The sequence below is a fragment of the Streptomyces sp. BA2 genome, assembly GCF_009769735.1.
Lineage (GTDB): Bacteria > Actinomycetota > Actinomycetes > Streptomycetales > Streptomycetaceae > Streptomyces.
Map to the genome: position 1 here is coordinate 8,963,859 of NZ_WSRO01000002.1, position 23,923 is coordinate 8,987,781.

22 protein-coding genes are annotated in these 23,923 nt (G+C 71.1%); 15 read left to right on the forward strand and 7 right to left on the reverse strand.

What is annotated here, in order from left to right:
* Positions 1-228: 228 nt before the first annotated feature.
* The 3 genes from E5671_RS42935 to E5671_RS42945 all read left to right on the forward strand — a co-directional run bounded on the left by E5671_RS42935 (position 229) and on the right by E5671_RS42945 (position 2,518).
* Entirely contained in the window at positions 229-738 is a 510-nt protein-coding gene (locus tag E5671_RS42935; protein WP_160509610.1) for a transglycosylase SLT domain-containing protein, read from the forward strand.
* A 54-nt stretch (positions 739-792) separates the two neighbouring features.
* Complete coding sequence (locus tag E5671_RS42940; protein ID WP_160509611.1) at positions 793-1,929, forward strand: LCP family protein; 1,137 nt, start codon at positions 793-795, stop codon at positions 1,927-1,929.
* 256 nt (positions 1,930-2,185) lie between these two features.
* The gene (locus tag E5671_RS42945) at positions 2,186-2,518 is read left to right on the forward strand and encodes a hypothetical protein (RefSeq protein WP_160509612.1); all 333 of its coding nucleotides are present in this window, start codon (positions 2,186-2,188) and stop codon (positions 2,516-2,518) included.
* On the opposite strand, the gene E5671_RS42950 is transcribed toward E5671_RS42945, so the two are convergent.
* Positions 2,519-3,151 carry a HutD/Ves family protein gene (locus E5671_RS42950; protein WP_202121479.1) on the reverse strand — a complete coding sequence of 211 codons (633 nt, stop codon included), beginning with the start codon at positions 3,149-3,151 and terminating at the stop codon, positions 2,519-2,521.
* A gap of 169 nt (positions 3,152-3,320) precedes the next feature.
* On the opposite strand from E5671_RS42950, the gene E5671_RS42955 reads away from it, so the two are divergent.
* Positions 3,321-3,872 carry a GNAT family N-acetyltransferase gene (locus E5671_RS42955; protein ID WP_160509613.1) on the forward strand — a complete coding sequence of 184 codons (552 nt, stop codon included), beginning with the start codon at positions 3,321-3,323 and terminating at the stop codon, positions 3,870-3,872.
* Here the strand turns inward: E5671_RS42955 and E5671_RS42960 are convergent.
* Both E5671_RS42960 and E5671_RS42965 read right to left on the reverse strand, forming a co-directional pair.
* Positions 3,850-4,437, reverse strand: a complete 588-nt coding sequence (locus tag E5671_RS42960) for a DUF6417 family protein (protein WP_160509614.1) — start codon at positions 4,435-4,437, stop codon at positions 3,850-3,852. The genes E5671_RS42955 and E5671_RS42960 overlap by 23 nt on opposite strands.
* A 105-nt stretch (positions 4,438-4,542) precedes the next feature.
* Positions 4,543-5,373, reverse strand: coding sequence for a helix-turn-helix domain-containing protein (locus E5671_RS42965; protein WP_160509615.1), 831 nt, complete (start codon positions 5,371-5,373; stop codon positions 4,543-4,545).
* A 102-nt stretch (positions 5,374-5,475) separates the two neighbouring features.
* Here E5671_RS42965 and E5671_RS42970 point away from each other — a divergent pair, with 102 nt between their 5' ends.
* From E5671_RS42970 to E5671_RS42995, 6 genes are all read left to right on the forward strand, one after another.
* Positions 5,476-6,258: an SDR family oxidoreductase gene (locus tag E5671_RS42970; RefSeq protein ID WP_160509616.1), complete on the forward strand. Its 783-nt coding sequence runs from the start codon at positions 5,476-5,478 to the stop codon at positions 6,256-6,258.
* A gap of 115 nt (positions 6,259-6,373) precedes the next feature.
* Complete coding sequence (locus E5671_RS42975) at positions 6,374-7,813, forward strand: SMI1/KNR4 family protein (RefSeq protein ID WP_160510794.1); 1,440 nt, start codon at positions 6,374-6,376, stop codon at positions 7,811-7,813.
* A 187-nt stretch (positions 7,814-8,000) separates the two neighbouring features.
* Complete coding sequence (locus E5671_RS46665) at positions 8,001-8,468, forward strand: ANTAR domain-containing protein (protein ID WP_237330370.1); 468 nt, start codon at positions 8,001-8,003, stop codon at positions 8,466-8,468.
* Between the two features lie 62 nt (positions 8,469-8,530).
* The gene (locus E5671_RS42985; protein ID WP_160509617.1) at positions 8,531-9,085 is read left to right on the forward strand and encodes an isochorismatase family protein; all 555 of its coding nucleotides are present in this window, start codon (positions 8,531-8,533) and stop codon (positions 9,083-9,085) included.
* Between the two features lie 187 nt (positions 9,086-9,272).
* Positions 9,273-13,142, forward strand: a complete 3,870-nt coding sequence (locus E5671_RS42990) for an ATP-binding cassette domain-containing protein (RefSeq protein ID WP_160509618.1) — start codon at positions 9,273-9,275, stop codon at positions 13,140-13,142.
* 67 nt (positions 13,143-13,209) lie between these two features.
* Positions 13,210-13,989 (forward strand): class I SAM-dependent methyltransferase, encoded by a 780-nt coding sequence (locus E5671_RS42995; RefSeq protein ID WP_160509619.1) that lies wholly within the window; start codon positions 13,210-13,212, stop codon positions 13,987-13,989.
* An 84-nt stretch (positions 13,990-14,073) separates the two neighbouring features.
* Here the strand turns inward: E5671_RS42995 and E5671_RS43000 are convergent, their stop codons facing one another.
* Together E5671_RS43000 and E5671_RS43005 are read right to left on the reverse strand one after the other, a co-directional pair.
* Positions 14,074-14,676: a hypothetical protein gene (locus E5671_RS43000; protein ID WP_160509620.1), complete on the reverse strand. Its 603-nt coding sequence runs from the start codon at positions 14,674-14,676 to the stop codon at positions 14,074-14,076.
* Positions 14,673-15,329 carry a hypothetical protein gene (locus tag E5671_RS43005; RefSeq protein ID WP_160509621.1) on the reverse strand — a complete coding sequence of 219 codons (657 nt, stop codon included), beginning with the start codon at positions 15,327-15,329 and terminating at the stop codon, positions 14,673-14,675. Before E5671_RS43005 ends, E5671_RS43000 begins: the two co-directional genes overlap by 4 nt.
* 298 nt (positions 15,330-15,627) lie before the next feature.
* Here E5671_RS43005 and E5671_RS47180 point away from each other — a divergent pair, with 298 nt between their 5' ends.
* The gene (locus E5671_RS47180; protein ID WP_160509622.1) at positions 15,628-17,070 is read left to right on the forward strand and encodes a helix-turn-helix domain-containing protein; all 1,443 of its coding nucleotides are present in this window, start codon (positions 15,628-15,630) and stop codon (positions 17,068-17,070) included.
* A 27-nt stretch (positions 17,071-17,097) separates the two neighbouring features.
* Here the strand turns inward: E5671_RS47180 and E5671_RS43015 are convergent, their stop codons facing one another.
* Positions 17,098-18,117, reverse strand: a complete 1,020-nt coding sequence (locus E5671_RS43015; protein ID WP_160509623.1) for an Lrp/AsnC family transcriptional regulator — start codon at positions 18,115-18,117, stop codon at positions 17,098-17,100.
* A 92-nt stretch (positions 18,118-18,209) separates the two neighbouring features.
* Between E5671_RS43015 and E5671_RS43020 the strand changes: the two genes are divergently transcribed.
* The 3 genes from E5671_RS43020 (at position 18,210) to E5671_RS43030 (ending at position 22,133) form a co-directional block, all read left to right on the forward strand.
* Entirely contained in the window at positions 18,210-19,502 is a 1,293-nt protein-coding gene (locus tag E5671_RS43020) for a metal-dependent hydrolase family protein (protein WP_160509624.1), read from the forward strand.
* Positions 19,499-21,082, forward strand: a complete 1,584-nt coding sequence (locus E5671_RS43025; RefSeq protein ID WP_160509625.1) for an AbgT family transporter — start codon at positions 19,499-19,501, stop codon at positions 21,080-21,082. The genes E5671_RS43020 and E5671_RS43025 overlap by 4 nt, the downstream gene beginning before the upstream one ends.
* A 205-nt stretch (positions 21,083-21,287) precedes the next feature.
* A complete protein-coding gene (locus E5671_RS43030) occupies positions 21,288-22,133 on the forward strand; it encodes an LLM class flavin-dependent oxidoreductase (RefSeq protein WP_160509626.1) in 846 nt (281 codons plus the stop codon).
* 35 nt (positions 22,134-22,168) lie between these two features.
* Here the strand turns inward: E5671_RS43030 and E5671_RS43035 are convergent, their stop codons facing one another.
* Positions 22,169-23,050: a LysR family transcriptional regulator gene (locus E5671_RS43035; RefSeq protein ID WP_160509627.1), complete on the reverse strand. Its 882-nt coding sequence runs from the start codon at positions 23,048-23,050 to the stop codon at positions 22,169-22,171.
* A 76-nt stretch (positions 23,051-23,126) separates the two neighbouring features.
* Here E5671_RS43035 and E5671_RS43040 point away from each other — a divergent pair, with 76 nt between their 5' ends.
* Entirely contained in the window at positions 23,127-23,909 is a 783-nt protein-coding gene (locus E5671_RS43040; RefSeq protein ID WP_160509628.1) for a glutamine amidotransferase-related protein, read from the forward strand.
* Positions 23,910-23,923: the final 14 nt, after the last annotated feature.

The window sequence follows — 23,923 nt, forward strand, 5'->3', positions numbered from 1 at the left end:
CTAACGACGGTAGTAGACCCGTCGGGGCGCCCATGGAAGGGCGTGAGCTTCCTGCGCGGGCGTCTGACCAGGGCGTCCTGCGTACCGGGGTAGTACGTCACATCATTGCGCCCAGCTCCGGCCACCGCTAACCCTTGCTGAAGTTCCGGAGAGCCGGGACCGATCGGGCGAAATCGCCCGCTTGGCCCGAGCCCCCCAAAACACTTCGCATTGGAGAGTCACCCCCGCATGGCCATTACTCAGACGCAGACCAAGCCCGGCCGCACCACCCGACTGCGCAAGATCTCCGTCGCCGGTATCGCCACCGCTGGTGCCGCTGCCGCCGCCCTCACGCTGGTGCCCTCGCAGGCCCACGCCGCCGAGCCGACCGCGGCGAGCAAGAAGGTCTCCCAGGCCGCCGCGGCCGACAAGAACTACGCTGACAACCTCGACGGCTGGATCAAGGAGTCCCTGGACATCATGAAGTCCAAGGGCATCCCCGGCTCCTACGAGGGTCTGCACCGCAACATCATGCGCGAGTCCGCCGGTGACCCGAACGCCCAGAACGGCTGGGACGTGAACGCGCAGAACGGCACCCCTTCCAAGGGGCTCCTCCAGGTGATTCAGCCGACCTTCGACGCCTACCACGTGTCGGGCACCCCCAATAACCTGACCGACCCCGTCGCCAACATCACCGCGGCCGCCAACTACGCCGCCGACAAGTACGGCTCGATCGACAACGTCGACTCCGCCTACTGAGCCACCGGTCGACCAACCCACTGAGCTCTACCGGTCAACGAGAAGGGGCAGCGCATGCCGCACGAGAGCAGCAACGAGCAGCAGGCGCACATGGCCGAAGGCCCCGCAGTGCCCGCCTACGGGCCCCCGCGGGTGCGGGGCTCCCGGCGCAAGCCGAAGAAGAAGACCCTGCGGTACGTCGCGTGGGGCGCGCTGGGAGCAGTCCTGATCGGCGGAGGCGGTGCCGCCTACGCCTACCAGCACCTCAACGGCAACATCCAGGGCACGGACATGAACGCGGCCCTCGGGAAGGACCGGCCGAGCGAGCAGAAGGACGGTTCGATGAACATCCTCCTGCTCGGGTCCGACTCCCGGGCGGGAACCCATGGCCACTACGGCAGCGGCATCAGCGGAGCCCGCGCCGACACGGCGATGGTCCTGCACGTCGACAAGACCCACAAGAAGGCATCGGTCGTCAGCATCCCGCGCGACACGATGGTCGAGCGGCCCCAGTGCGCGAAGCCGCACGGCGGCAAGGCGGCCGGCGCGCAGCAGGCCATGTTCAACTCGTCCTACCAAGTGGGCGGACCGGCGTGCACCGTGAAGACGGTCGAGAAGATGTCGGACGTCCGCATGGACCACTACCTCGAAGTGGACTTCAAGGGATTCCAGAAGCTCATCGACGAGCTCGGCGGAGTGGACATCACCACCCACAAGGCCATACACGACCCCAACAGCGGCCTCGCCCTGAGCGAGGGCAAGCACACGCTCAAGGGCAAGGAGGCACTGGAGCTCGTCCGCACCCGGCACGGCGTGGGTGACGGGAGCGACCTGGGCCGTATCCAGCTCCAGCAGGCGTTCATCAAGGCGCTGATCCACCGGGCCGACACCGTCGATCCGCTGGGCAGCCCGGCCAAGTCCTACGACCTGGCGGACACCGCGACCAAGACCATCAGCGCGGACTCCGAACTGGCGTCCGCGGACAAACTCCTCGGTCTTGCCAAGGAACTGAAGGGCATCAGCCCCGACCGCACCAACATGGTCACGATGCCGGTCACCTACGACTCCCAGGACTCGGGACGGGTCCTGCCGCTGGAGAAGGCTTCGCACAAGGTGTGGAGCGCCCTGCGCCACGACCAGCCCATCCCGAAGTCCGCGACGCAGGACTCGGTGGCTTCCCGTACGGACTCGCCGGTGTCGGCGGGCACGTGACCCGACTCTGTCGGCCAAGGCCTCTGCGCGAGTAGTCTGTTGGCCTAGTCCGTGGGATGACTGCTCGCCGTCAGCGCGGCAGCGGCGTACCGGCGACCTCTCGGGCCCGGAGTGAGGCCCCCACCGCCAACGGCTGCATCAGCGGGACTCTGAGCCCGTCACTCGGCACCGCGAGACGCCACCGCTCCCCCCGAGGCCACGCTTCGCCTTCTGAGCTCCGCTCCCTCTCGACGGTGCACGGCATCCGGGACTTTCCATGCGCGGCTACTTCGCCGACGATCTGCTGCTCATCCTGCCGACGTCCGACACCGACGGTGTGTGCGTGTTCGGAGAGGTCCTGGGCGCGCACAAAGGCGCGCTGGCCATGGCCCTGAACGCACAGCGCCACGCCGCACAAGAGATCACCATCGACCTGACCGGCGTTCACTACCTGGCCAACAGTGCCTTGGAGATCCTCGTAGCCCTCGCCAACAATCTCCAGCCGCCCCAGCGCCTCCTCGTACGCGCCGCCCCCGAACTGGCGATCCAGGAGAGACTCACCGCACGCGGATGGGACGGCATCACAACCCTGCGGCTCGTCGACGGATAGTCACACGGCGACTGCGTGCGCCGCGGTGATCCGGATTTCGGCCACCGTGCCCTCGCCCCGCAGAGTCAGCGTCCCCGGGCCTTCGTGACGTACGCAGTCGAGACGGCCGAGCGCGGTTTCCCGTCCGTCCGGACCGCTTCCGTCCGGTCGTCCGTCGACGGCGATCCCCTCGGTGGCGGCCATGACCAGGAGGGTCTCGCCCGCGGCGCACTCCATCTCCACACCCTGTGCGGCGGCGACGGTGACGATCCGTACTTCTGCCGTCGCCCGGCCTCTGCGGGTCATCACATTCATGTCGCGCACCGCGCCCGCCTCGAGCCGGCAGTCCGTCTCCGCGTCGCCGGAGAAGGCGAAGGGGCGCAACGGCTCCACCAGTTGCGAGGTCCCGTCCACGGTCAACACCATGCCTTCGCCCTCGACCAGGGTGATCACGCGGTCGATCCCGGGAAAGGAAGAGAAGGGCCCTCCCGCGTCGACGTCCGCGACACTCACCCGCCAGTCGTAGCCGTCCGCCGGCTCCACCGAGCCCAGGGGTCCCCGCACGGCGCCCGACGCGACCTCCCGTGTCGTACCGCCGCCGTTCTTCCACGGCATGCTGCGGTATTCGCTCCAGCGCAGAACATCTCCGCCCATCCGACGCCGCCTCCTTCTTCCGTCGTCCGTCGTCCGTCCGGCCGCCGTCACCGGCGAACTCAGGCCACCGACACCGGGATTCCGAGCCGACGGATCGCAGGAGTGCGCCCAGGCACGTGATCATCGAGTCCGACGCCAGCCTACGCGCCGGCCGGGAGATGATCTCAGGATGATCCCCGACTCAGCCGACTCCTTGACCGTCCAGCAGCTCACCACGCCCGGTGCCGTCGCTCCCCAGCTCCGCCGCGCCCTCGCCGAGTGCTGGGTCGAGGTCACCAACGCGGGCGGCGCGGCAGGCTTCCCCTTCCCGCCGGTCGATGTCGCCACGGTGACTCCGGCTCTCGATCGCATCATCGACCTGCTTTGCCCGGACACCAGCCGACTCCTCACGGCGACGGCGGACGGGGAACTCGTGGGCTGGCTCAACGTCCGCCGCGACCAGTTCGAGCTGATCGCGCACTGGGGCACCCTCCATCACGTCCAGACCCGAACCGCCGTACGCGGGCGCGGTATCGGACTCGCCCTGGTGAAGGAAGTACGAAGGGTCGCCCGGGACGAGATGGGTCTGGAGCAGCTTCGCCTTGCCGCCCGTGGCGACGTCGGCCTGGAGGGCTTCTACGGGCGTCTTGGCTGGAAGGAAGTCGGCCGGTGGCCAGGAGCCCTCCGGCTCGCCCCGGGCGACGACCGCGACGAGGTCCTCATGATCCTCGATCCACTCTGAGCCCGGCGCTGCCCCGGTAACTCACCCCGTACACACGGGCGAAGCGGTTGGCGGGCGCCGCTGATCCGCCCAGCCGCTCGAGGAAGAACGCGCGCGCTATCGACTCCATCTGCTCACCGCTCACATATACGACCCATCTGTTGGACGCGGGGTTGAAGCGGGCCGCCTCCACGGCCGACTCAAGACCGGGCGCGGGCCCGTGGCGCAGTCGTCCGCGCAGCTCGATGAACCGTTGCAGGGCGACCAACTCGGCACGGCGCAGGCCCACTTGCTGAAGTCCGGGCACCGGGGCCTCGACGGTCGGCGGAGCAGCGCGTGTCTGTGCGTAGAGGAGCGCATCCCACCCGTCGTCCGTCAGCTGCACCGCCCACAGGACCGGCCGGCCCGCCTTCGCGGAGAGCTCCGCCTGTTCCTCGCGGGGTGCCACCCGAGCCAGCCCGAGTTTCACCAGAGGGCCCGTGGTGCGCTCATCGAGGCCCGGCCCTGCCGTGGCCCAACCATCGGTGGTGCGCTGTACGTCGGCCACCCGTTGCAGCAGCGCGAAATGCCCAGCAGAGCGCCGCATCCCTGCCCCTCCCGCCGACAGTGCGATGCCGCGACGCTAGCGCGCATCTCCGCCCGAAGGGGGGTTGTTGAGGTGGACTCCCTCCGAATTGGTTCGTACGCCGGCTCAGGGCTCCCGGCGCGAGGTGGCGGCCAGCGAGCCGAGGAGTGCGAGCGCTTCGCTGCTGGGGGAGGCCGGCTCCGCGTGGTAGACGACGAGTTCCTGGCCCGGGTCCGAGCGCACGTCGAAGGTCTGCATGGTCAGCGTCAACGGACCGACCTCGCGATGCTCGAAGCGCTTACGCTCCAGCGCCTTGCCCCGGGCGTCATGACGGGCCCACAGCTCGGCGAACTCCGGGCTCCGCTCCAGGAGTTCACCGAGCACCTGCCGCACCCGCGGGTCATCGGGCGCCGCGCCGTGGCCGAGCCGGAATCCGGCCACGGAATTGCGCGCGACGCCGTACCAGTCGCGGTAGAAGGCGCGCGCGGCGGAGTCGGTGAACACGACGTGCATGAGGTTGCGCGAGTGCGCCCATCCGTGGAAGAGCGCGTCGGCGATGGAGTTGGAGGCGAGGACGTCGTACGCGCGGTTGTAGACGATGGCCGGGTTGTGCGGCCAGGCGTCCATGAGGGCCAGCAGGCTCGGCGCGACCCGGCCTGCCACGGCGGCGGCCCTGGCGCGTGGCCCGATGCCGGCGAGCCGGAACAGGTGCAGCCGGCCGTCCTCTTCGAGCCGCAGGGCAGCGGCCAGGGCGTCGAGTACCTGCGCGGAGGGCGTGCGCTCCCGGCCCTGCTCAAGGCGTACGTAGTAGTCGGCGCTGACCCCGGCGAGCAGGGCCACCTCCTCGCGGCGCAGCCCCGGCACGCGGCGGTGCCCCGTGGAGGGGAGGTTCGCCTCGGCCGGGGTGACGAGGGCGCGCCGGGTGGTGAGGTAGGCGCCGAGCTCTGAGCGTGCCATGCGCACATGCTAGGTCCGGGCCCGCCGAGCTTCCTGGGTGCGCTGCACCCAGGAGGACACCGCCTCTCCCGCAGGCGCCCCGGTCCGGTCAGCCTCGATGACATGACCACACAACAGCCGGAATGCGCCGCGCCCGCCGACCACCCCTCCGACCGCAAGGTCGTCCTCGTCACCGGCGCCAGCAGCGGTATCGGAGCGGCCGTCGCCGCACGACTCGTGGCCGAGGGGCACCTGGTGGTGGCCGGTGCGCGCCGCACCGATCGCTTGCGCGCACTGGCGGAGAGCACGGCCGAGGCCGCCGCCCGCTCCGGCGGCAGCTTGCGGCCTGTGCGGCTGGACGTGACGGACCGCGCGGACGTCGCCGCCTTCGTCCAGGCAGCCCACGACCGCCACGGCCGCGTCGACGTCCTCGTCGCCAACGCCGGCGTCATGCCCCTCTCCCGGCTGGACTCCCTGCTCGTGGACGAGTGGGACCGGATGATCGACGTGAACGTCCGCGGCCTGCTGCACGGGATCGCCGCCGCCCTGCCGGTGTTCGCCGCGCAGGGCTCGGGACACTTCGTCACGGTCGCGAGCATCGGCGCCCATGAGGTCGTGCCCACAGGCGCCGTCTACTGCGGCACGAAGTACGCGGCCTGGGCGATCACCGAAGGCTTGCGCCAGGAGTTGGACCCCTCGATCCGGGTCACGACCATCTCGCCAGGCGTGGTCGGTTCCGAGCTCGCCGACACCATCACCGACGCCGGCGCCGCCGAGGCCATGCGGGCCTACCGGGCTCACGCGATCGGGCCGGACGCCATCGCGAGCGCTGTTTCGTACGCCCTCGCGCAGCCGTCCGACGTCGACGTCAACGAAATCGTCGTACGGCCTGTCCGCCAGCGCTGAACCCACCAGAGGGCTCTGAAGCGCAACGTCCGTCCGCGTTGTCAGTGGCGGCCCTTACGGTCTTCACATGGTTGATCAGAATTCTTCCGTGCCCTCTGTGCCCTCTGCGCCCTCTGTGCCCACGGTGTGCGACTTCGCGACCTGGGAGCCCGTGTTGCGGCTTCTGCGGGACAGCGGGGCGCGGGAGCAGGCTGCGCCGTCCATCCGCGTGTCGGGACGGATCAGCCGGCAGAGCTGGAGTCTGCCCCTGCGGCGACGGCTGCAGGAGCCCGGTCGGGCCGTCCGAGGCGAGGACATGCGGGACGAGACGGAGGCGGTGGAGCGGGTGCAACGCGCGCTCGCGGACGCCGGTGTCGACACCGTCTCGTTCACGGGGAAGATATCGCAGGACGGGAAGGCCACGCTCCGTCTGCTCGGGCCCAGCCCTGCTGTGGAGTCCGGCATCGGGACGCCGCACCCGGGGGCGCTCCTCCTGGTCGAGGGGGCCGTTCCCCAGCCCTGGCGCTGTCTTCCCGATCCGGTGCCCGATCAGTCGCCCGGAGCGGTGCCGGCGACTTCGGCGGATCCGGCGTTGCTGGAGCGGACGCTCCGTGAGCGGTTGCCCGACGCCATCGGCGCGACCGAGGCGGAGATCGCTGCTGCGGAGGCACGCCTTGGTGTTCCCCTGCCGGAGGAGCTCAAGGTGCTCTACCGGGTGACACGGTCACGGTGGGAGGACCTGGGTGACGACTACGAGGCCGCGGAACGCGCGTGCATGGCGGTCGGCTGCGAGCTCTTCGCCTTGGACGACCTGTACGTCGCCGACGCGTCGTCCCGCCCATCCCCTTGGGAGTTCGCGGCGATGGAAGCCGTCGTCACCCCGCCCGACGCCGCTGTGCAGGGTCTGGTCGGCTCGCCCGGCTGGATCGTCTTCGGGGACAACGGCGGCGGCGACCGGTTGGCGGTCGATCTGACACCTGGCCCGCGCGGACACGCGGGACAGATCATCATCCTCAGCCACGAGGAGAACATCGGAGCCTCCCTGGTCGCCGACTCGCTCACCGACCTGGTGCTGGACCGGAAGAGCGAGGGACGTGGCGGCTCAGGAGGAGACCAGCCGCCGCCCGTGGCTCACGTCAACATACGAAGCCTGCCGAGCATCGAAGCCGCCGCGCACCCCGGCTTGGAGGTCCTGTCCATCGGCGTCTGGGACGCCGAGCCCCTCAGCCTCGCCCCGGTCGCCGACCTGCCCCGCCTGAGGACGCTTGCCGCCTACCCCGGCACGCTCGCCGACCCCCTGGAGATCGCCGGGCTCGACACGCTGGAGTTCCTGGCGATCGGCCCGGCCGAATGGCGCGTCCTCCTCGACGCGGGAGCCGTCCCGCGCAGCCTGTCGGCCGCCGCCATCAAGGTGCACGGCGACCAGGACCCGCTGCCCACGGTGGCCATAGCCAACGAAATCCTGGCCCTCTGGGACCGACCCCAGATCGTCCAGACCCGCATCGAAGGCGACCTCGATCGTGTGGGTCCTGCGGGTCCCGTGGGTCCCGCCGACCCTGTGGGTGTCGTGCCTTAGCCGCGGGGGAGAGCGAACCGGACAGGGTATGTCCGGCCCCCGCTCGATCGGCCGTCGGCAACTGTCCGTTTGAGATCAATGCAGGTGGCTACCCGATCGCTGCGTAAGCACAGCGCTGTGCGACGTAGGCGCCGGATGGTTGAGACAGACAGCCACCGGCGCTGCCGCACGCACAGAATCACAAACTATGGCCATCGATGTGGGGAATCTGCGATGCTCGGATCATCAGCGGTTCTGCCGGCCCGCCAGAGGCAGCCTGAGTAAACGAGAGGTAGAGCAGGTGGCTTCCTCACCGGACTCTCTCAACGCATCGGCACTGAACCCTCGTTGCGATCCCGAGCAGCCGGCCCCCGACGACGACTGTGCGGATGAGGTCGCCGAGATCAAGGCGCTGCGCACCGAGGTCAACGATCTGCATCGCGCCATGGAGTCCCACCCGTCCATAGACCAGGCGCGGGGCATGCTGATGACGTTGGGGCCGTGTACCGCGGACGAGGCGTGGGAAATTCTGGTCGAGGTGTCGCAACACTCCAACACCAAACTGCGCGCGGTGGCAGAGGAGTTGATCGCCACGACAGAGGGCGAGCCGCTGCCCACCCCTGTCCGCGTGGCTCTCGGCGAGGCGCTGAGAAGGCGACGGGCGGCCACGGGCTGATCGGGGCGGTCCTCGGGGGCGGTGAAGACAGCCGGGGCCGTCGGCCCCTCTACCGTGAGTCCATGCCACACGTCTCCGCGCTCCTCGTCATCGACATGCAGAACACCCCGGTGTCCATCGCCTACCGGCCCGCCGAGACCGTCGCCGTGATCGCAGGCTTGCGCGAACGCGCCATGGCCGCCGGCGTGCCCGTCGTGACGATCCAGGACCAGGGCGGCGGGATGGAGGCGGGAACCCAGGGGTGGCAAGTCGTGTCCGAACTGGCGCCCGCCGACGGGGAGTCGATCGTCCACAAGACGAGCCCGGACAGCTTCCTGGGCACGGATCTCGACAAGACGTTGGAGACGCTGGGAATCACCGAGGTGGTCGTCACGGGGTTCGCGACGGAGATCTGCGTGGACACCACGGCGCGGCAGGCACTGAGCCATGGCTACGACTTGGTGGTGGTCGCCGATGGGCACACCACGTCCGTCCGGCCCGAGGGCGGCGAGTACGCCTCTCCGGCGCAGTCGATCGCTCACCACAACGAGATCTTCCGGCACCTCGGATTCCCGGGCCGGAGTATCCGGGTGCTGTCCGCGGCCGAGGTGGACTTCGCTGAGTCACACGCCGGCTGAGCGCGTCCTGGCTCGCTCATACACCTCCGATGATGGGCGCGACCCGGGCGGGGGCGCGTAACCCGGCAACGTCGCGACGCGGCAGCTGACCGGTGGTGTCCGGTCGTGGCCGGGACCGTCGGACGGATGCCTGGCTCCTCTGTGAGCATCGTCCTCCCGACGGTGGCGCGCGGCTCAGGAGGCCGGGATGCGTACGTGGCAGGAGTGGACGGCAGCAGGGGGGCTGCTGTGGCGAGCCGGGCCGCGGCACACGGTCGCGCTCACCCTGACCGTGGTCTGCGGGGCGCTCACCGGCCCGCTCATAGTCGTCGCGACCGGAAGGCTCGTGGGCGCGCTGCCCGGAGCCGTGGAAGGGGGAGCCGGGTCGGCAGAGGCCAGGCGCGCGCTGGTCGTCCTCACCGTGTTCGGCGCGCTGACCCTCGTACGCACGGGAATGCGCGCCCTGGAGAGCGGGATCGCGGCGGTGCTGCGGCTGCGGGCGGCCAGTGTGGTGGAGGACCGGGCCATCGCGGCCGGGACCGGCCCGGACGGCATCGGACACCTCGAAGAGCCGGGATACGCCGACACGCTGCGCCTGGCCACCGAGCAGGGCACCCGGCCGGACCAACTCGCCGCCCTGCTCCCCGAGATCGTACGCCCGAGGCTCGAAGGGATCGGTCTGCTCGTTCTGTTGGCGCCACTGGCGTGGTGGGCGCCGCTCCTGCTGGGGCTCGCTGCGGTGCTGACCTATCGCTCCTATCTGCGTCTGTCACGGCAGGTGCACGGCAGCATGGAGTCCGCGAGTGCGGTGATCCGCAGGGCGGGCTATCTGCGGTCACTTGCCGTGGACCCCGAACCCGCAAAGGAGATACGTGTCTTCGGGCTCGGCGACTGGCTCGCGGGCCGGATGACGGACGTCTGGCAGTCCGGCATGGCCAAGGTCTGGGCCACCCGCGGGACGGCAGCTCGGCGAGCGTACGGCGCGGTGGGGTTCGTGGTGCTGGGGGAGGGCCTGGTCCTGGGGTACGCGGCCTTCGCCGCCGCGCGTGGTGACCTGGGGCTCACCCAGCTCGTGATCAGCGCCCAGGCGGCGCTCGCCCTGCCCGCACTCGGCTGGGTCGGCGATGACGATCTGATGGTGCGTGACGCGCTGCTGGGGCTGCGGTCGCTCCTTGCGCTGGAGTCGCGGGGGGCCGCCGACAACAGGGCCCGGAGCGACCGCAGGCCGGGGAACGCCTGGGGCAACGGCGGCAAGGGGCGGCGTACTTGCGTCCATGGCCAGGGGGCCGGCGGGAACGGTCACGCGAACGGCCGGGCCCTGGCGCTCCGCCGCGAAATCGCCTTCGAATCCGTGGACTTCACCTATCCCGGCACGGATCAACCCGTACTGCGCGGGCTCGACCTGGAGATTCCCGCCGGGGCCTCCGTAGCGATCGTCGGGGCGAACGGCTCCGGCAAGACGACGCTGATCAAACTTCTCGCGCGGCTGTACGAGCCCGACGCCGGGCGCATCACGGCGGACGGCGCGGACGTGCGCGCGTGTGACGCGCGGCAGTGGCGCCGAGGAATCTCCGTCGTCTTCCAGGACTTCGTGAAGTACCCGCTGACACTGCGCGACAACGTGGCGATGGGCGCCCCGGACGCCAGCGGCGACGCGGGCGCACTGGAGCGCGCCTTGGAACTGGCCGACGGCGCCGAACTGCCCGGCAGGCTCGGGGCGGGCTGGGACACCGTGCTTTCCCGGCAGTTCGCGGGCGGCGCCGATCTGTCCGCCGGCCAGTGGCAGCGAGTCGCGCTCGCCCGCGCGCTCCTGGCCGCGCGGTCGGGAGCCGTGCTCGTGCTCGACGAGCCGACCGCGCATCTCGACGCGCGGGCGGAGGCCGACTTCTTCGACCGGTTCCTGACGGTGAGCGGGGGCGCCACCACGATCCTGGTCTCGCACCGCTTCTCGGGCGTACGCAAGGCCGCCCTCATCCATGTCATGGACGGCGGGCGGATCGTGGAGAGCGGCTCGCACGACGCCCTGATGGCCCTGGGCGGCAGATACGCCCGGATGTACCGGCTGCAGGCGGAGCGATTCGCCGACGACGACACTGGCCCCAGCGTGGTCGGCCCTCCGCTGTCCGGAGGCCCGTCGCCGGTGGATCGTGCGGCGCCGGAAGGCGTCTCGGAGGGCGTCTCGGAGGGCGATTCGGAGGGCTTTTCGGAAGGCGTCCGTGACGTCGATATCGACCCTCCTGAGCTGTCCGAACACGAACACGGGTGGCGCGGCGTGCTCGACGCGCTGCGCACCCTGGTCGTCGAGTCCTTCCGGGAGTCCTGGAAACTCGCCGTGCTCGGGCTGCTGCTCGTACCCGCCGCGGCCGGTCTCGCGGCCCTGCAGGCCCTGTGGTTGAGGTCCATGGCCGAGGGCGTGCAGCAGGGGCTGCTGGAGTCCACGGTCACGGCGGCGCTCCTGCTCGTGATGAGCCTCGGCGTGTGGGAGGCGGTCGAACTGGCGGCCATCGGAGCCAGGATCGGGCTCAGCGAGCGCGTGGGCTTCGCCTTCGACCGGCTGCTGGCCCGGCTCGCCGCTGGCATTCCCGGGCTGCGCTACCAGGAGTCGCCCGCGTTCCAGGACCGGCTCCATCTGTTGCGTGACCGCACCCTGGCCATGGGAGCCCTGCTCAACTGGGTGCTCAACCTGCTCGAACAAGTCGGCGGCTTCCTGGTGACCGCCGCGCTCCTGGCCACCGTCCACCCCGCCCTGCTGGCGCTCCCGCTCATCGGGGCACTCGCCCTGCGCCTGCAGATCTCCGCCCGCGGCATCATCGCCCGCGCCCAGGAGACCACGGTGGCCGACTACCGGCTCGCCGCACGCCTGGCCCGCCTCGCCACCTCTCCGAAGGCGGGAAAGGAACTGCGCGTCTTCGAAGCGGGGCCGGAACTGTGCTCCAGGGTGGGCGAGTTGCGCAGCCGAGCCGACAGCGTGACGAGCCGGGCCCAGTGGCGGTTCGCCGCGATCGGCTGCGCGGCCGGGCTGCTCAACTCGCTCGGCCTGATCGGTTCGGTCGCCTTCGTCGTGCATCTCGCGGTGACAGGGCAGACCGGCCTTGGCGCTGTGCTGCTCGCCGTCGTCCTGGCCGGTCGGTTCACCGGGCATGTCGGCGGACTCGTGCAGGCCACAGGTGCCGTCGTCGAACTCCTGCAGAGCGCGGAGCGGTTGCGCTGGCTGCGGACGTACGCCGAGAAGGCGAGCCTCGCGCCCGCGAACACCTCCCGTACCTCTGGGGCGGCGGCCGTCCCGTCGAGGCTGCGCCATGACATCGCCGTCGAGGGGCTTTCCTTCCGCTATCCCGGCACTGCGGTGACCACACTGCACGACGTCGAACTGCGGCTGCCGGCCGGGGGAGTGGTGGCCCTGGTCGGTGAGAACGGCTCCGGGAAGTCCACCCTGGTCAAACTGCTGTGCCGGATGTACGAACCGACGCTGGGCCGGATCACGGTCGACGGAGTCGCCCTCGACGCCCTTCCTCCCGAGCGGTGGCGTGAGCGGATCGGTGCCGCGTTCGAGGACTTCGCGCGCTTCGAGTTCGCCCTCCGCGAGACGGTCGGCGTCGGGGACCTGTCGCGTGTCGCCGACCCCCGGGCGGTCGCCGAAGCCCTCGGCCGAAGCGGAGCCACTGGCCTGCCCGGCACGCTGCCGGACGGCCTTGACACCCAGTTGGGCAGTCGCTGGGAGCGCGGGATCGACTTGTCGACGGGCCAGTGGCAGAAGGTGGCGCTCGCGAGGGCCTTGATGCGTCCGGAACCCCTGCTGCGCATTCTCGACGAGCCGACCGCGTCCCTGGACGCGGAGACCGAGCACGTCATCTTCGAGCGCTACATCGAGGCAGCGCGCCGTCACCGGCCGGACGGCGGCCGTCCGGCCACGGTCACGCTGCTGGTCTCCCACCGGTTCTCGACCGTGCGCAGCGCCGACCTCATCGTCGTACTCGCCCGAGGCCGGGTCGCCGAGACGGGCAGCCACGAGGAACTGCTGGCGCAGGACGGGCTCTATGCGCAGATGTACGGGCTCCAGGCGCGCGCCTACAGGTGACGAGTGGCTGTCGACGAAGTGCTCAGGTGGGGTGGCCGACCGCCGCCGACATCTATAGCGTCGCCGCATGGACCGGGATGAACGGCTGCTTCACGCCTCGTCGTTCGGCGCGGCGGCGGCCGCCTATGCCGAGCACCGTCCGGACTACTCGCAGACCGCGGTGCGCTGGGCGATCGAGGCGGCGCCCGGCCTGCGCGTGCTCGACCTCGGCGCCGGAACCGGCAAGCTGACCGCCATGCTGGTCGCGCTGGGCGCCGAAGTCATCGCGGTCGAGCCCGACCCGGCGATGCTGACCGAGCTGCGCCGCTCGTTGCCGACTGTCCGTGCCCTGCCGGGTAGTGCGGAGGCGATACCGCTGCCGGACGCATCCGTCGACGCTGTGCTGGCCGGCAACGCCATGCATTGGTTCGACATGGCCGTCGCGGGACCCGAGATCGCCAGGGTCCTCGCACCCGGTGGCATCCTGGCCGGTCTGTGGAACGTCATGGACGACCGCGTCGAGTGGGTTGCCGGGCTCGCTCGAGTCGGCGGGAGCGCGGCCATCGGCCCGCGTGACACGCCCACCAGCTGGCGCGCGGAGACAGCCGACATGCACCTTCCAAAGACGGGCGCCGCCGCTCGGTTCGGCTCGCCGGAGCAGGCCGAGTTCCCGCACGGCCAGCGCCGCACCGCCGACTCACTCGTCGCGACCCTCGCGACGCGCGCGGGGATGCTGGTCATGCCGGAACAGGAACAGGAAGCCACGCTGAGCCGGATCCACGCTTTCCTCGCGAACGGACCGGAGACCGCCCACGGCGAGTTCACTCTCCCGATGCTGACCGGCGTGCTGCGAGTCCGGCGGCTCTGAAGCACCTCTGCGAAAGGCAGGAAAGGAGCGCCGGCCCGGGCCGGCGCTCCTCCGTTCTACCTGCGTACGGCTTCCTGCGTACGGCTACGCGGCAGCGTCCTGCGCGATCACCCATGCCGGGTCCCGCGGCTCCACCTTGTTGGCGAAGGCGACCAGCTGGGCGTACGCGGCCAGGTCGGCCATGGCGGACTGGATCCGCGGCAGCGCGGTGTCCGCCGCAGGGGCGTCGATCCGCTCAAGCCAGTCACCGATCAGCACGGCCACCGCGAGCGTACGGTCGCGCATGTCGTGGCAGGTGCCGAGCGGGCCGCCGGTCCTGGCCTGCTGGGTGAACGCCTGCCACAGCTCGGCCGACTGCGGCACCTGGCCCAGGCTGACGCCCGAGCGGTAGAGCCGGTCGAAGTCGAGCCTGCTGTACCACGCGGCGGTCTCCCTGGTGAGCGTGCCCGTCGCCAGGATGTCGGCCACCTGCGCCAGCATCCGGGCGGCGCCGCCGAGCCGGTCCCGTGCCGCCGCGGCGTACACGGCGGCACCGGCCACCCCGTCGCCGTGCTCGGCGAGTTCGAGGGCCCGGCACAACTCGCTGGTGGCCGCGTTCAGTTCGGTACCCGCTGCCAGCGCGAGCTGCTTCTTGTCGCGCAGGTCCTCCTCACTGAGACTGAGGAGCTTGTTGCAGACGGCGCTCATATCCCGTTCCTCCTTTCCTGGCCGGCGACGGTGACGGCGACGGCGCTGGGGGTCATACCGAGGATGTTGATGACGGCCAGTGCCTGGCCGTAGATCCGGATGCGGTCGAATCCGGTGAGCAACTGCCAGGCCACGCGCTGCCAGTCGGCGGCACCGGCCTCGGCGGCGTGCGCCGCGAAGCCCTCGAGCTCCGCCGAGAACCCGGTCAGCTCGGACACGAAGTGACCGAACGCCGCCTCGTCCCCGCCCTCTTCGTAGCGCAGCGCGATGGCCTCGACGGCGGTCCGGTCCAGCTGGACCAGGTCCGCGTCGCGGGCCGCGCCGAGCGTCTCGCGCACCGGGGCGGTCCCGCCGCCCGCGACCCGCAGCCGCTCGTCGTGGACCGGGTAGAAGCCAAGCTCCTGGGCGACGCGGTGCGAGGCGCGGTACTCCACCAGCGCGGCCCGGACTGCTGCGGCAGCACAGCGCACCCGCAGGGCGGCCTGGCGCACGTCGTTGAGCTCCAGGTCGGAATGCATCAGGTGCAGCTCGCTGCCCGCCCGCATGAAGTGGGCCGAGCCGGTGGCGATGGGGCCGTCCACGCGCTCGTAGAGGGACTGTTCGGCCACGCTGCCGTCAGGCAGGCCGGGGGCTTTGTTGCAGACCCTGCTCATATAGGTCGTGCCTCCTTGGTTGTCCGATGTCGGTCGTGCGGTGTTGCCACGCCCGGCCTGCGGCGTCCGACGGGAAGCCGCACCAAACCGGCGGACGGCATTTCACGAATGCCGTAGTGACAGCCGGTGCGGTGCCCGGTCGCCGATACGCGGGATCCGAGCGGTAGACGGATGCTCGCAGCGCGACCCGGGGGGCGATCCTCGAAATCGGGCACGACCGGACAGGTCCGGATGGCTTCGGCCAGGCGACGGTCGTACGGCGTCGCCCGGGCGCGAGCCGGTGCGGAGGATGCGAACCATGCCAGCGGGAACGGGGGCGGCGGGACACCCGTCGGACGGGGGACCGCGGGAGGCGGCGGCAGACGTCGGCCCGGTGGATTCCGTGGACACGGCCGACGCGTTGGCCGTGCTGCTGCGCCAGTTGCGCAGACGCGCCGCCCGCAGGGACGGAGGCGCACAGATCACCTACCGGCAACTGGCCGCGCGAACGGGCTGGGCGCACGGGGTGATCGGCGACTACTTCGCGGGCAAGACCCTGCCACCGACCGACCGCTTCGACACCCTGGTCCAGTTGCTCGGCGCCACCGGCCGTGAGCTGCGTCTTCTCGCGACGGCCCGCGACCGGGTGGAGGAGGCGCGCCGCTCCCGCCCGGCCACCAACGGCCGCACGGGCCCTCCCGGCACGGACGGCGCCGGCTCATCGCCGCCGGTCCCTCGCCACCCTCCCGTCCCTCGCCAGCTGCCTGCCGACATCCCCGAACTCCCGGGCCGGGAGCGGGAGATGGCTGAGCTCGACGTGCTCGGTCCGGCGCCGCGGGGCAAAGGCCCCCTAGTGGTCGCGCTCGACGGCCCCGGGGGCGTCGGCAAGTCGGCGCTCGCCGTGCACGCGGGCCATCGGCTCGGCGAGCGGTTCCCCGACGGTCAGCTCTACGCCGACCTGCGGGGCTCACGCCGCGACGAGCATCCCGTTCCGCCCGACGTCGTCCTCAGGCGCTTCCTCTGCGCGCTGGGTGCGTCGGGGCCGTATCCGGACAGCGTGGCGGACGCGGCGGCGGCCTACCGCACGCTGCTCACCGAGCGACGAGTGCTGATCGTCCTCGACAACGCCCTGGACGCGGCCCAGGTGCGTCCCCTTCTGCCCGCGGCGCACGGCTGCGCGGTCCTGGTCACGAGCCGGGGTGTCCTCGCCGCCCTGAACGGCGCCGTCCACCTCCACCTGATGCCCCTGCCGCCCGCGGCGTCCGTCGAGGTGCTCGGCCTCTGGGCGGGAGCGGGACGGCTGACCGCCGAACGTGCCGCCGCCGAGGCGATCGCGCACCACTGCGATCACCTGCCGCTGGCCCTGCGCATCGCGGGCGCCCGCCTGGCGGCGCGCCCCCGGTGGCCGGTGCGGGAACTCGCCGACCGCCTTGCCGACCCGGAGCGTCGCCTTGCGGAGCTGTCCTTCGCGGATCTGGACATGTACGCGGCTCTGGAAGCGGGCCACCGAGAGCTGCTGGCCCGCGGACCCACGGGCCGGGTGGCAGCACTCGCACTGCCCCTGCTGGCGGCAGAGCAGGGGGAGTTGACGGTCCCGGAGGCAGCAGCGGCGACCGGCGAGGAGCCGTCGACGACGGAGGTGATCCTGGAGCAGCTGGTCGACGTGCAGTTCCTGGAGTCGAGGGCTCCGGGCCGCTACCGCTTCCACCCGCTCACCCGGCTGTTCGCCCTGCGGTCGCTCACGAGGGAGAGAGGTGTGTGAGGAAAGGGCGCATGGGCCCCAAACCCCTTACTCGTCCCAGTAGTTGAGCGGCGCCGAGCCCACACTGTGCCCTCTGCGGTCAAGGACCCGCCCCACATGCTTGACCGTGCGCAGCACCACGGCACGCTCCGTGATGCGCAGATCCAGGTGTGCGAGGCGGCTGTTGAGCAGCGCCTCGGTGGTGTGGACCTCGGACAGCGCCGGCAGCCAGATGTCGAGCACCAGATTGTGCGCGCCCGCCGTGATGCTGCACATGCGCAGGCCGGGCAGGGTGCGCAGCGCGGTCACCGTCTCGTCGAGATGCTGGGCGGGCACCGAGCCGAAGTAGACGACCGAGACCGGGAATCCGGTCAGCGGCCGGGCCAGCGCGCAGCGCAGCGAGAGCCGCCCGGAACCGGTCAGGACACGCAGCCGGCGCCGGACGGTCGCGGCGGAGGCGCCGACGGTCTCGGCGAGATCCGTCAGCGGCATCCGGCCGTCGGTGCCGAGCGCGAGGGCGATGCGGCGGTCGAGGGGCCGCAGCGGTTCGTCGGGTACCGCGGGCCGCTCCACGGTCAGGGCGCTCCGCTGCTGCCGGGTGAGGCTGCGCAGCCGCCAGGACGCTCCTTCGAAGGGCGCCGCGGTGATGACATGGCTGCGTACGGCGCGTACGCCGGGCAGCTGCGACACCCGGTCGCCGGAGAGCCGGGCGAGGCCGTCGAGGTCGGCGGCACCGACGATCGCGAGCAGATCGCGCCCGCCCGAGGTCTGCTTGAGGCTCAACACGTGGGGATCACGGGCGAGTTGCCCGATAGTGTCCTCGCTCAGGCGTCCGTCCATGTCGATCTCGACCTGAGCGTAGACGCCCTCGTCGTGGCCGGGCGACAGATAGCCGTCGACCCAGGCCATGCCCGCGCGCACCATGCCGTCCCAGCGGCGGGCGACCGTCACCGCGTCGACCTCAAGAACCTCGCCGATCCGCACCCAGGGCACCCGGGGCTGGATCTGGAGGGCGTGCACGATGGCCATGTCCAGTTCGTCCAGGGTGTGCGCTCGCTGCGTTTCCATGACGTGTACGGAATCCTGCGTCAGCGGCGTCGTGGTGAAAGATTCCGGCGATTTTACACAGTCGTGATCCCTGATACCGAGGATCGTCGGCCATGAGCCACGCACAGTTCTCCTCCCTGCGCATCATCCGAGCCCGTCTCGTCGACGGCACCGGAACGGCCCCCGTCACGGACGCCGTCATCGACATCGACGAGGACGGCACGATCGTTCACGCCGGGCCCGCCGCCACGGCACCGGAGGCGCCCGCAAGGGCCCGCACCGTGGACGCGGCTGGACGCACGGTCCTGCCGGGCTTCATCGACACCCACGTCCACCTCGCCATCGAATCGCCCCGGCAGATGGTCCGCCGCCACGAGTCCGACCCGACCGTGGAGACCTTCCGCACCGCCGAGCGGCTGCGCATCACCCTGGAGGCGGGCATCACCACCGCCCGCGACCTGGGCGGTCTTCCGGCCGGTTATCGGGACGCGGTGGCTGCGGGCCTCACCACAGGGCCCCGGCTGCACACGGCGGTCCGCATCCTCAGTCACACCGGCGGCCACGCCGACTTCCGTTCGGAGTGCGGCTTCGACCCCAGTGCAGGCGTGGGCGAGATCGCCGACACCCCGGACGAGGTGCGGGTCGCGGTGCGCCGTCTGCTCCGCTCCGGCGCCGACGTCATCAAGGTCTGCGCGACCGGCGGCATGAGCAGCCCCTACGACCAGCCCGACGACGAGGGCCTGACCGTCGAGGAGATCCGCACGGTCGTCGACGAGGTGGCCCGGCACGGCGGCCGGCCCGTGGCGGCCCACGCCCAGGGCACCGCGGGCATCGTCAACGCGATCCGCGGCGGCGTGAGCAGCGTCGAGCACGGCTACGGCCTCACCGCGCAGGCACGCGAACTGGCGGGCGAGCACGGCACGTTCGTGGTGCCGACCCTGTCGACGGTGTTCGACGGCATCGACCGTTCGACCATGCAGCCCTTCCACTACGAGAAGAAGGTCCGCTGGTCCGGCATCACCCGGGAGAACATCGCGGCGGGCATCTCCGACGGCGTACGCATCGCCATGGGCACCGACGCGGCGATGGTGCCGCACGGCCGCAACCTGCGCGAGCTCTCCCACCTGGTGTCGCTGGGCATGACCCCGCAGCGGGCCATCGAGGCGGGCACCCGCAGCGCCGCCGAACTCCTCGGCCTCTCCGCGGAGATCGGCACGCTGGAGGCAGGCAAACACGGCGACCTGGTGATGTGCGACGGCGATCCGCTCGCGGACATCTCGGTGCTCGCCGACCCGGCCCGCATCGTGCTCGTCGCCCAGCGCGGCGCCGTACGCAAGGACACGCTCGGCCTGGCGCGGACCGCCCCCGCGGCGAGCGGCACACCATCGCAAGGAGCGGCCGGATGAGCACCTCGACAACCCCCGCGAAGACGCCGGCCGGCGAACCACCGCGGCGGACCGTACTCGACAAGGTCCTGAACGGCATCGAGCGCGCGGGCAACAAGCTGCCGCACCCGGTGCTGCTCTTCCTCGGCCTGTTCCTGATCATCGGCACGGTCTCGACGGTTCTCGCCGCCACCGGCACCACCGTCACGGTGCCGGGCGAGGACAAGACGCTCGCGGTCAAGGGCCTGTTCAGCGGCGAGGGCGTGCGCTGGCTGCTCGAGAACTTCATCCCGAACTTCACGGGCTTCCCCTCGCTGGGCACGGTTCTGCTGATGATGGCCGCGGTCGGCGTGGCCGAGAAGACGGGCCTGCTCGAGACGGCCGTACGCGCCTCCATCGCGCGGGCCCCGAGGAGGCTGCTGCCGTACCTGGTCGCCTTCGTGTCCTGCCAGGCGCACCTGATGAGCGACGTGGCGATCCTGGTGATCCCGCCGCTGGCCGCACTCGCCTTCAAGAACGCGGGCCGCAACCCGATCGCGGGCCTCATCGGCGGCTTCGCCTGCGTCTGCGCCGGTTACGCGGCCGGATTCTCCATAGGCGCGCTCGACGCGCTCTACACCGGCATCACACACCAGGCCGCCGCGGTCGTGCCGGGCGGCGAGAGCGCCCCCACGCACATTCTCATCAACTACTTCTACACAGCCGCCGCCAGCTGCGTGCTCGCCCTGATCGGCGGCTTCCTGATCTCCCGCGTCCTAGAACCCCGGCTGCCCCATCCGGACCCGGCGGCCGATTCGGAGGCCGGGCCCGCAGCCGAGGCGGATTCCGTCACGGTCACCGTCACCGCCAGACAGCGCACAGGCCTGCTGCGCTCCGGGCTCGCCGTCCTGCTCTACGCGGCCGCCGTGGTCACCTGCTGGCTGCTGCCGGGCTCCCCGCTGCGCGGCGAGGGCGGCGCGCTCGTCCCCTCGCCGGTCCTCGACGGCATCGTGCCGCTGCTGTTCGTCGCGTTCGTCCTCGCCGGCGTCGTCTACGGCCGCACCGTCGGCACGCTCAAGCGTGCCGACGACGCGCCACGCATGATGGCCGAGTCGATCACCGGAATGTCCGGCTACATCGTGCTGATCCTGGTGATCTCCCAGGTCATCGGCGTCTTCGACTGGTCCAACGTCGGCACCCTGCTCGCGGTGAACGGCGCGAACCTGCTCGAGTCCGCGGGCCTGACCGGCTTCACGGGCCTGGTCCTGTTCGTTCTTCTGGTCTGCGTCCTGAACCTGTTCGTCACCTCGGGCTCGGCCCTGTGGTCCCTGGTCGCGCCGGTCTTCGTACCGGCGTTCATGCTCCTCGGCATGGAACCCGCCGTCACCCAGGCGGCGTTCCGGATCGGTGACTCCGCGACCCAGATGATCACGCCGCTCAATCCGTACGTCTTCCTGATGCTGACGATCCTGCGCCGCTACGAACCCGGGGCACAGCTCGGCACGGTCCTGTCCCGGCTCTCGGTGTTCGTGGTCCCGTTCCTGATCGCCTGGCTCGCGGTCCTCGGCCTCTTCTACGGCCTCGGTCTGCCCCTCGGCCCCGGCGCGGACATCCACCGCTGAGCAGACTGCGCGGGCGGCGCGGACGTCCTCGTAATCCGGGTAATCCGAGTAATTCGGTTGTCCCGCCGACCAACTGATCCTAAAGTGAGCCCACTTCGACGAGACGTTCCCCAGAAGCACGCCGCAGAGCGGGAGCGTCCCACCTCGCTGAGGTGCCGGGGAGGCGGCAGTTTCTTTGTCGACCCTTCCTTCGGAGGTCTCCGTCATGAACGTCGGTATCGGTCTGCCCATCGGCGACCCCGCCACCCTGCTCACCTGGGCCCAGCGCGCCGACGCGGGCCCCTTCAGCACCCTGGGCCTGCTCGACCGGCTCGTCTACGACAACCCCGAACCCCTGGTCGCGCTCGCACTCCTCGCCGGCGCCACCTCCCGCATCCGCGTCCAGACCGAGGTGCTGCTCGCCCCGCTGCGCGACACCGCCCTCCTCGCCAAGCAGGCCGCCACCCTGGATCAGATGTCCGGCGGCCGACTGGCCTTCGGCCTGGGCGTCGGGGGCCGCGAAGACGACCACCAGGTCACCGGCACCGACATACGCACCCGAGGCCGACGCCTCGACGAGCAGATGGCGGTCATGCGCCGCCTGTGGTCCGGCGAACCGTATGGCGACGGCGTCGGCCCGATCGGTCCCGCGCCCGCCGGGCCGGGCGGCCCCGAGGTGCTCTTCGGCGGCTTCAAGCCCGCCGCGATCGAACGCGTCGCACGCTGGGGCGACGGCTTCCTGGCCGCCGCGCCACCTGCCTGGGCAGGCGGCCTGTTCGACACCGCCCGCAAGTTCTGGAAGGAGTACGACCGCGACGGCGAACCGCGCATCGTCGCGCAGCTCAACGTCGCGCTCGGTCCGGACGACGTGGTGGACGACGCCCGGACGAACATGCACGCGTACTACGCCTTCACCGGCACGCCCGACCGCATGGTTGCCGGACTCCGCACCACCCCGGCCGAGATCCGCGACGCGATCACCGCCTTCACCGACCTCGGCGCCGACGAGGTCATGCTCTACTGCCACGGCCTCGACCCGAACCAGGTGGAACGCCTCGCAGAGCTTCTGTGATGGGCGACCTGCCCGCGCCCGCAGCCAAGCGCCGGTCATCGGCCGAGGAGAGCGACCAACTCGGGGACGGGCGCAGGGGGGTTGGTCGGGTGCAGGACTTCGGTGCGGTGGACCAGGCGGGGCGCGGACAGGGGGACGGCGGCCGTTCCCGGCAGCTCGGCGGCTGTGGTGAGGGGGAGGGCCGCAAGGCCGTGCCCGCCGGCGACGAGGGTGCCCACCCCCCTGATGTCGGTTCCGCGGTAGGTGACCTGAGGGCGGAAGCCGTCGGTGTGGGCGGCTGCGCGGAGTTGGGTCAGGGGGATGGCCGTATCGGGTGCGTCCAGCCAGTGCGCGTCGGTGAGGTCCGGCAGTTGGAGGGTCCTCCGGCGTGCCAGGGGGTGGTCGGCCGGGAGCAGCACTGCCAGGGGGTGTTCGGCGACGGCGGTGGTGGTCAGGGGGCCCGGGTCGGACAGCGGCAGGGGGTCGGTGGGCGCCGCTGCCCCGTCCACCAGGGCGAGGTCTGCGTCCCCGGCCATGACGGCCGCCACCACCGCCTCCCGCCCGAGCACGTCGAGCGACACGGCGAGGCCGGGGGCGACACGGCGGATCCGGGCGAGGGCAAGAGCGAGAGCGGGGGTCACCGCGAGAGGGCTGGCAGCGACGGTGAGCTGCGTCGAGCGCGTGGCGTGGAGCCGGGCGATGTCGGCGCGGGCCGCGTCCAGGCGCAGGAGCAGGGGCCGGGCATGTTCCATGAGACGCTCGCCGGTCTCGGTGGGCCCCACCGGTCGGCGATGCACGAGCCGCGGGCCGAGGTCGGCTTCGAGTGCGGCGATGTGCTGCGAGACGGCGGACTGCGTGTAGCCCAGTTCCTGGGCGGCGGCCGAGAAGGAGCGGTTCTCGACGACGGAGACGAACGTCCGTAGGAGGTGTGGATCCATGTGCATCAGTATCGCTAATGCACAGTGCATGAATCATCGTTGGACGTGATGTGGTGACGCCGCTGACGATGGACGCATGACTCCTGCCGCACGTATCGCACTGGTCGCGGACCGCTCCGACCACGTCCGCTCCCACACTCGTATCCCCACCCTCATGGAAGCCCTGCGCGCCCGCGACGGCCTCAGCCTGGACGCGTACTGGATCCCCACCCAGGAAGCCGAGGCCGGAGTCGAAGGCTTCGACGCCGTCTGGGTGCTGCCCGGAAGCCCCTACCGCAGCGAAGCCGGAGCGCTCGCCGCCATCCGCACGGCCCGGGAGCAACGCATCCCCTTCCTGGGTACCTGTGGCGGCTTCCAGTACCTGCTCCTGGAGTACGCCCGGTCGGTGTGCGGGCTCGGCGACGCGGTCCATGCCGAGAACACCCACCGCGCGAACACCCCCCAGAACAGCGACAGCCAGAGTGACAGGGGAAGTGACAAGGGAAGTGACAGGGGAGGGGAGGAGGTGCTGGTCCCGCTCGCCTGCTCTCTCGTCGGCCACGAGGGCGCGATCGTCCTCGAAGCGGACTCCCGGGCGGCCCAACTCATCGGCGCCCAGCGGACGGTGGAGCGCTATCACTGCAACTACGGCCCGAACCCCGCCTATGTGGAGCGGCTGCGCACCCACGGTCTGAACTTCACCGGCACCGACGAGAACGGCGACATCCGCGTCGCCGAGCTGCCCGACCACCCCTTCTTCCTGGCCACCTTGTTCCAGCCCGAACTGCACGGCGACGGCACCCGCCCCCACCCGCTGATCACCGGTCTGGCCCAGGCCGCGGTGCGGCATGCGGAGGAAGCCAGTGCTGTCCTGAGGTGAGACCGAGGCGAGAT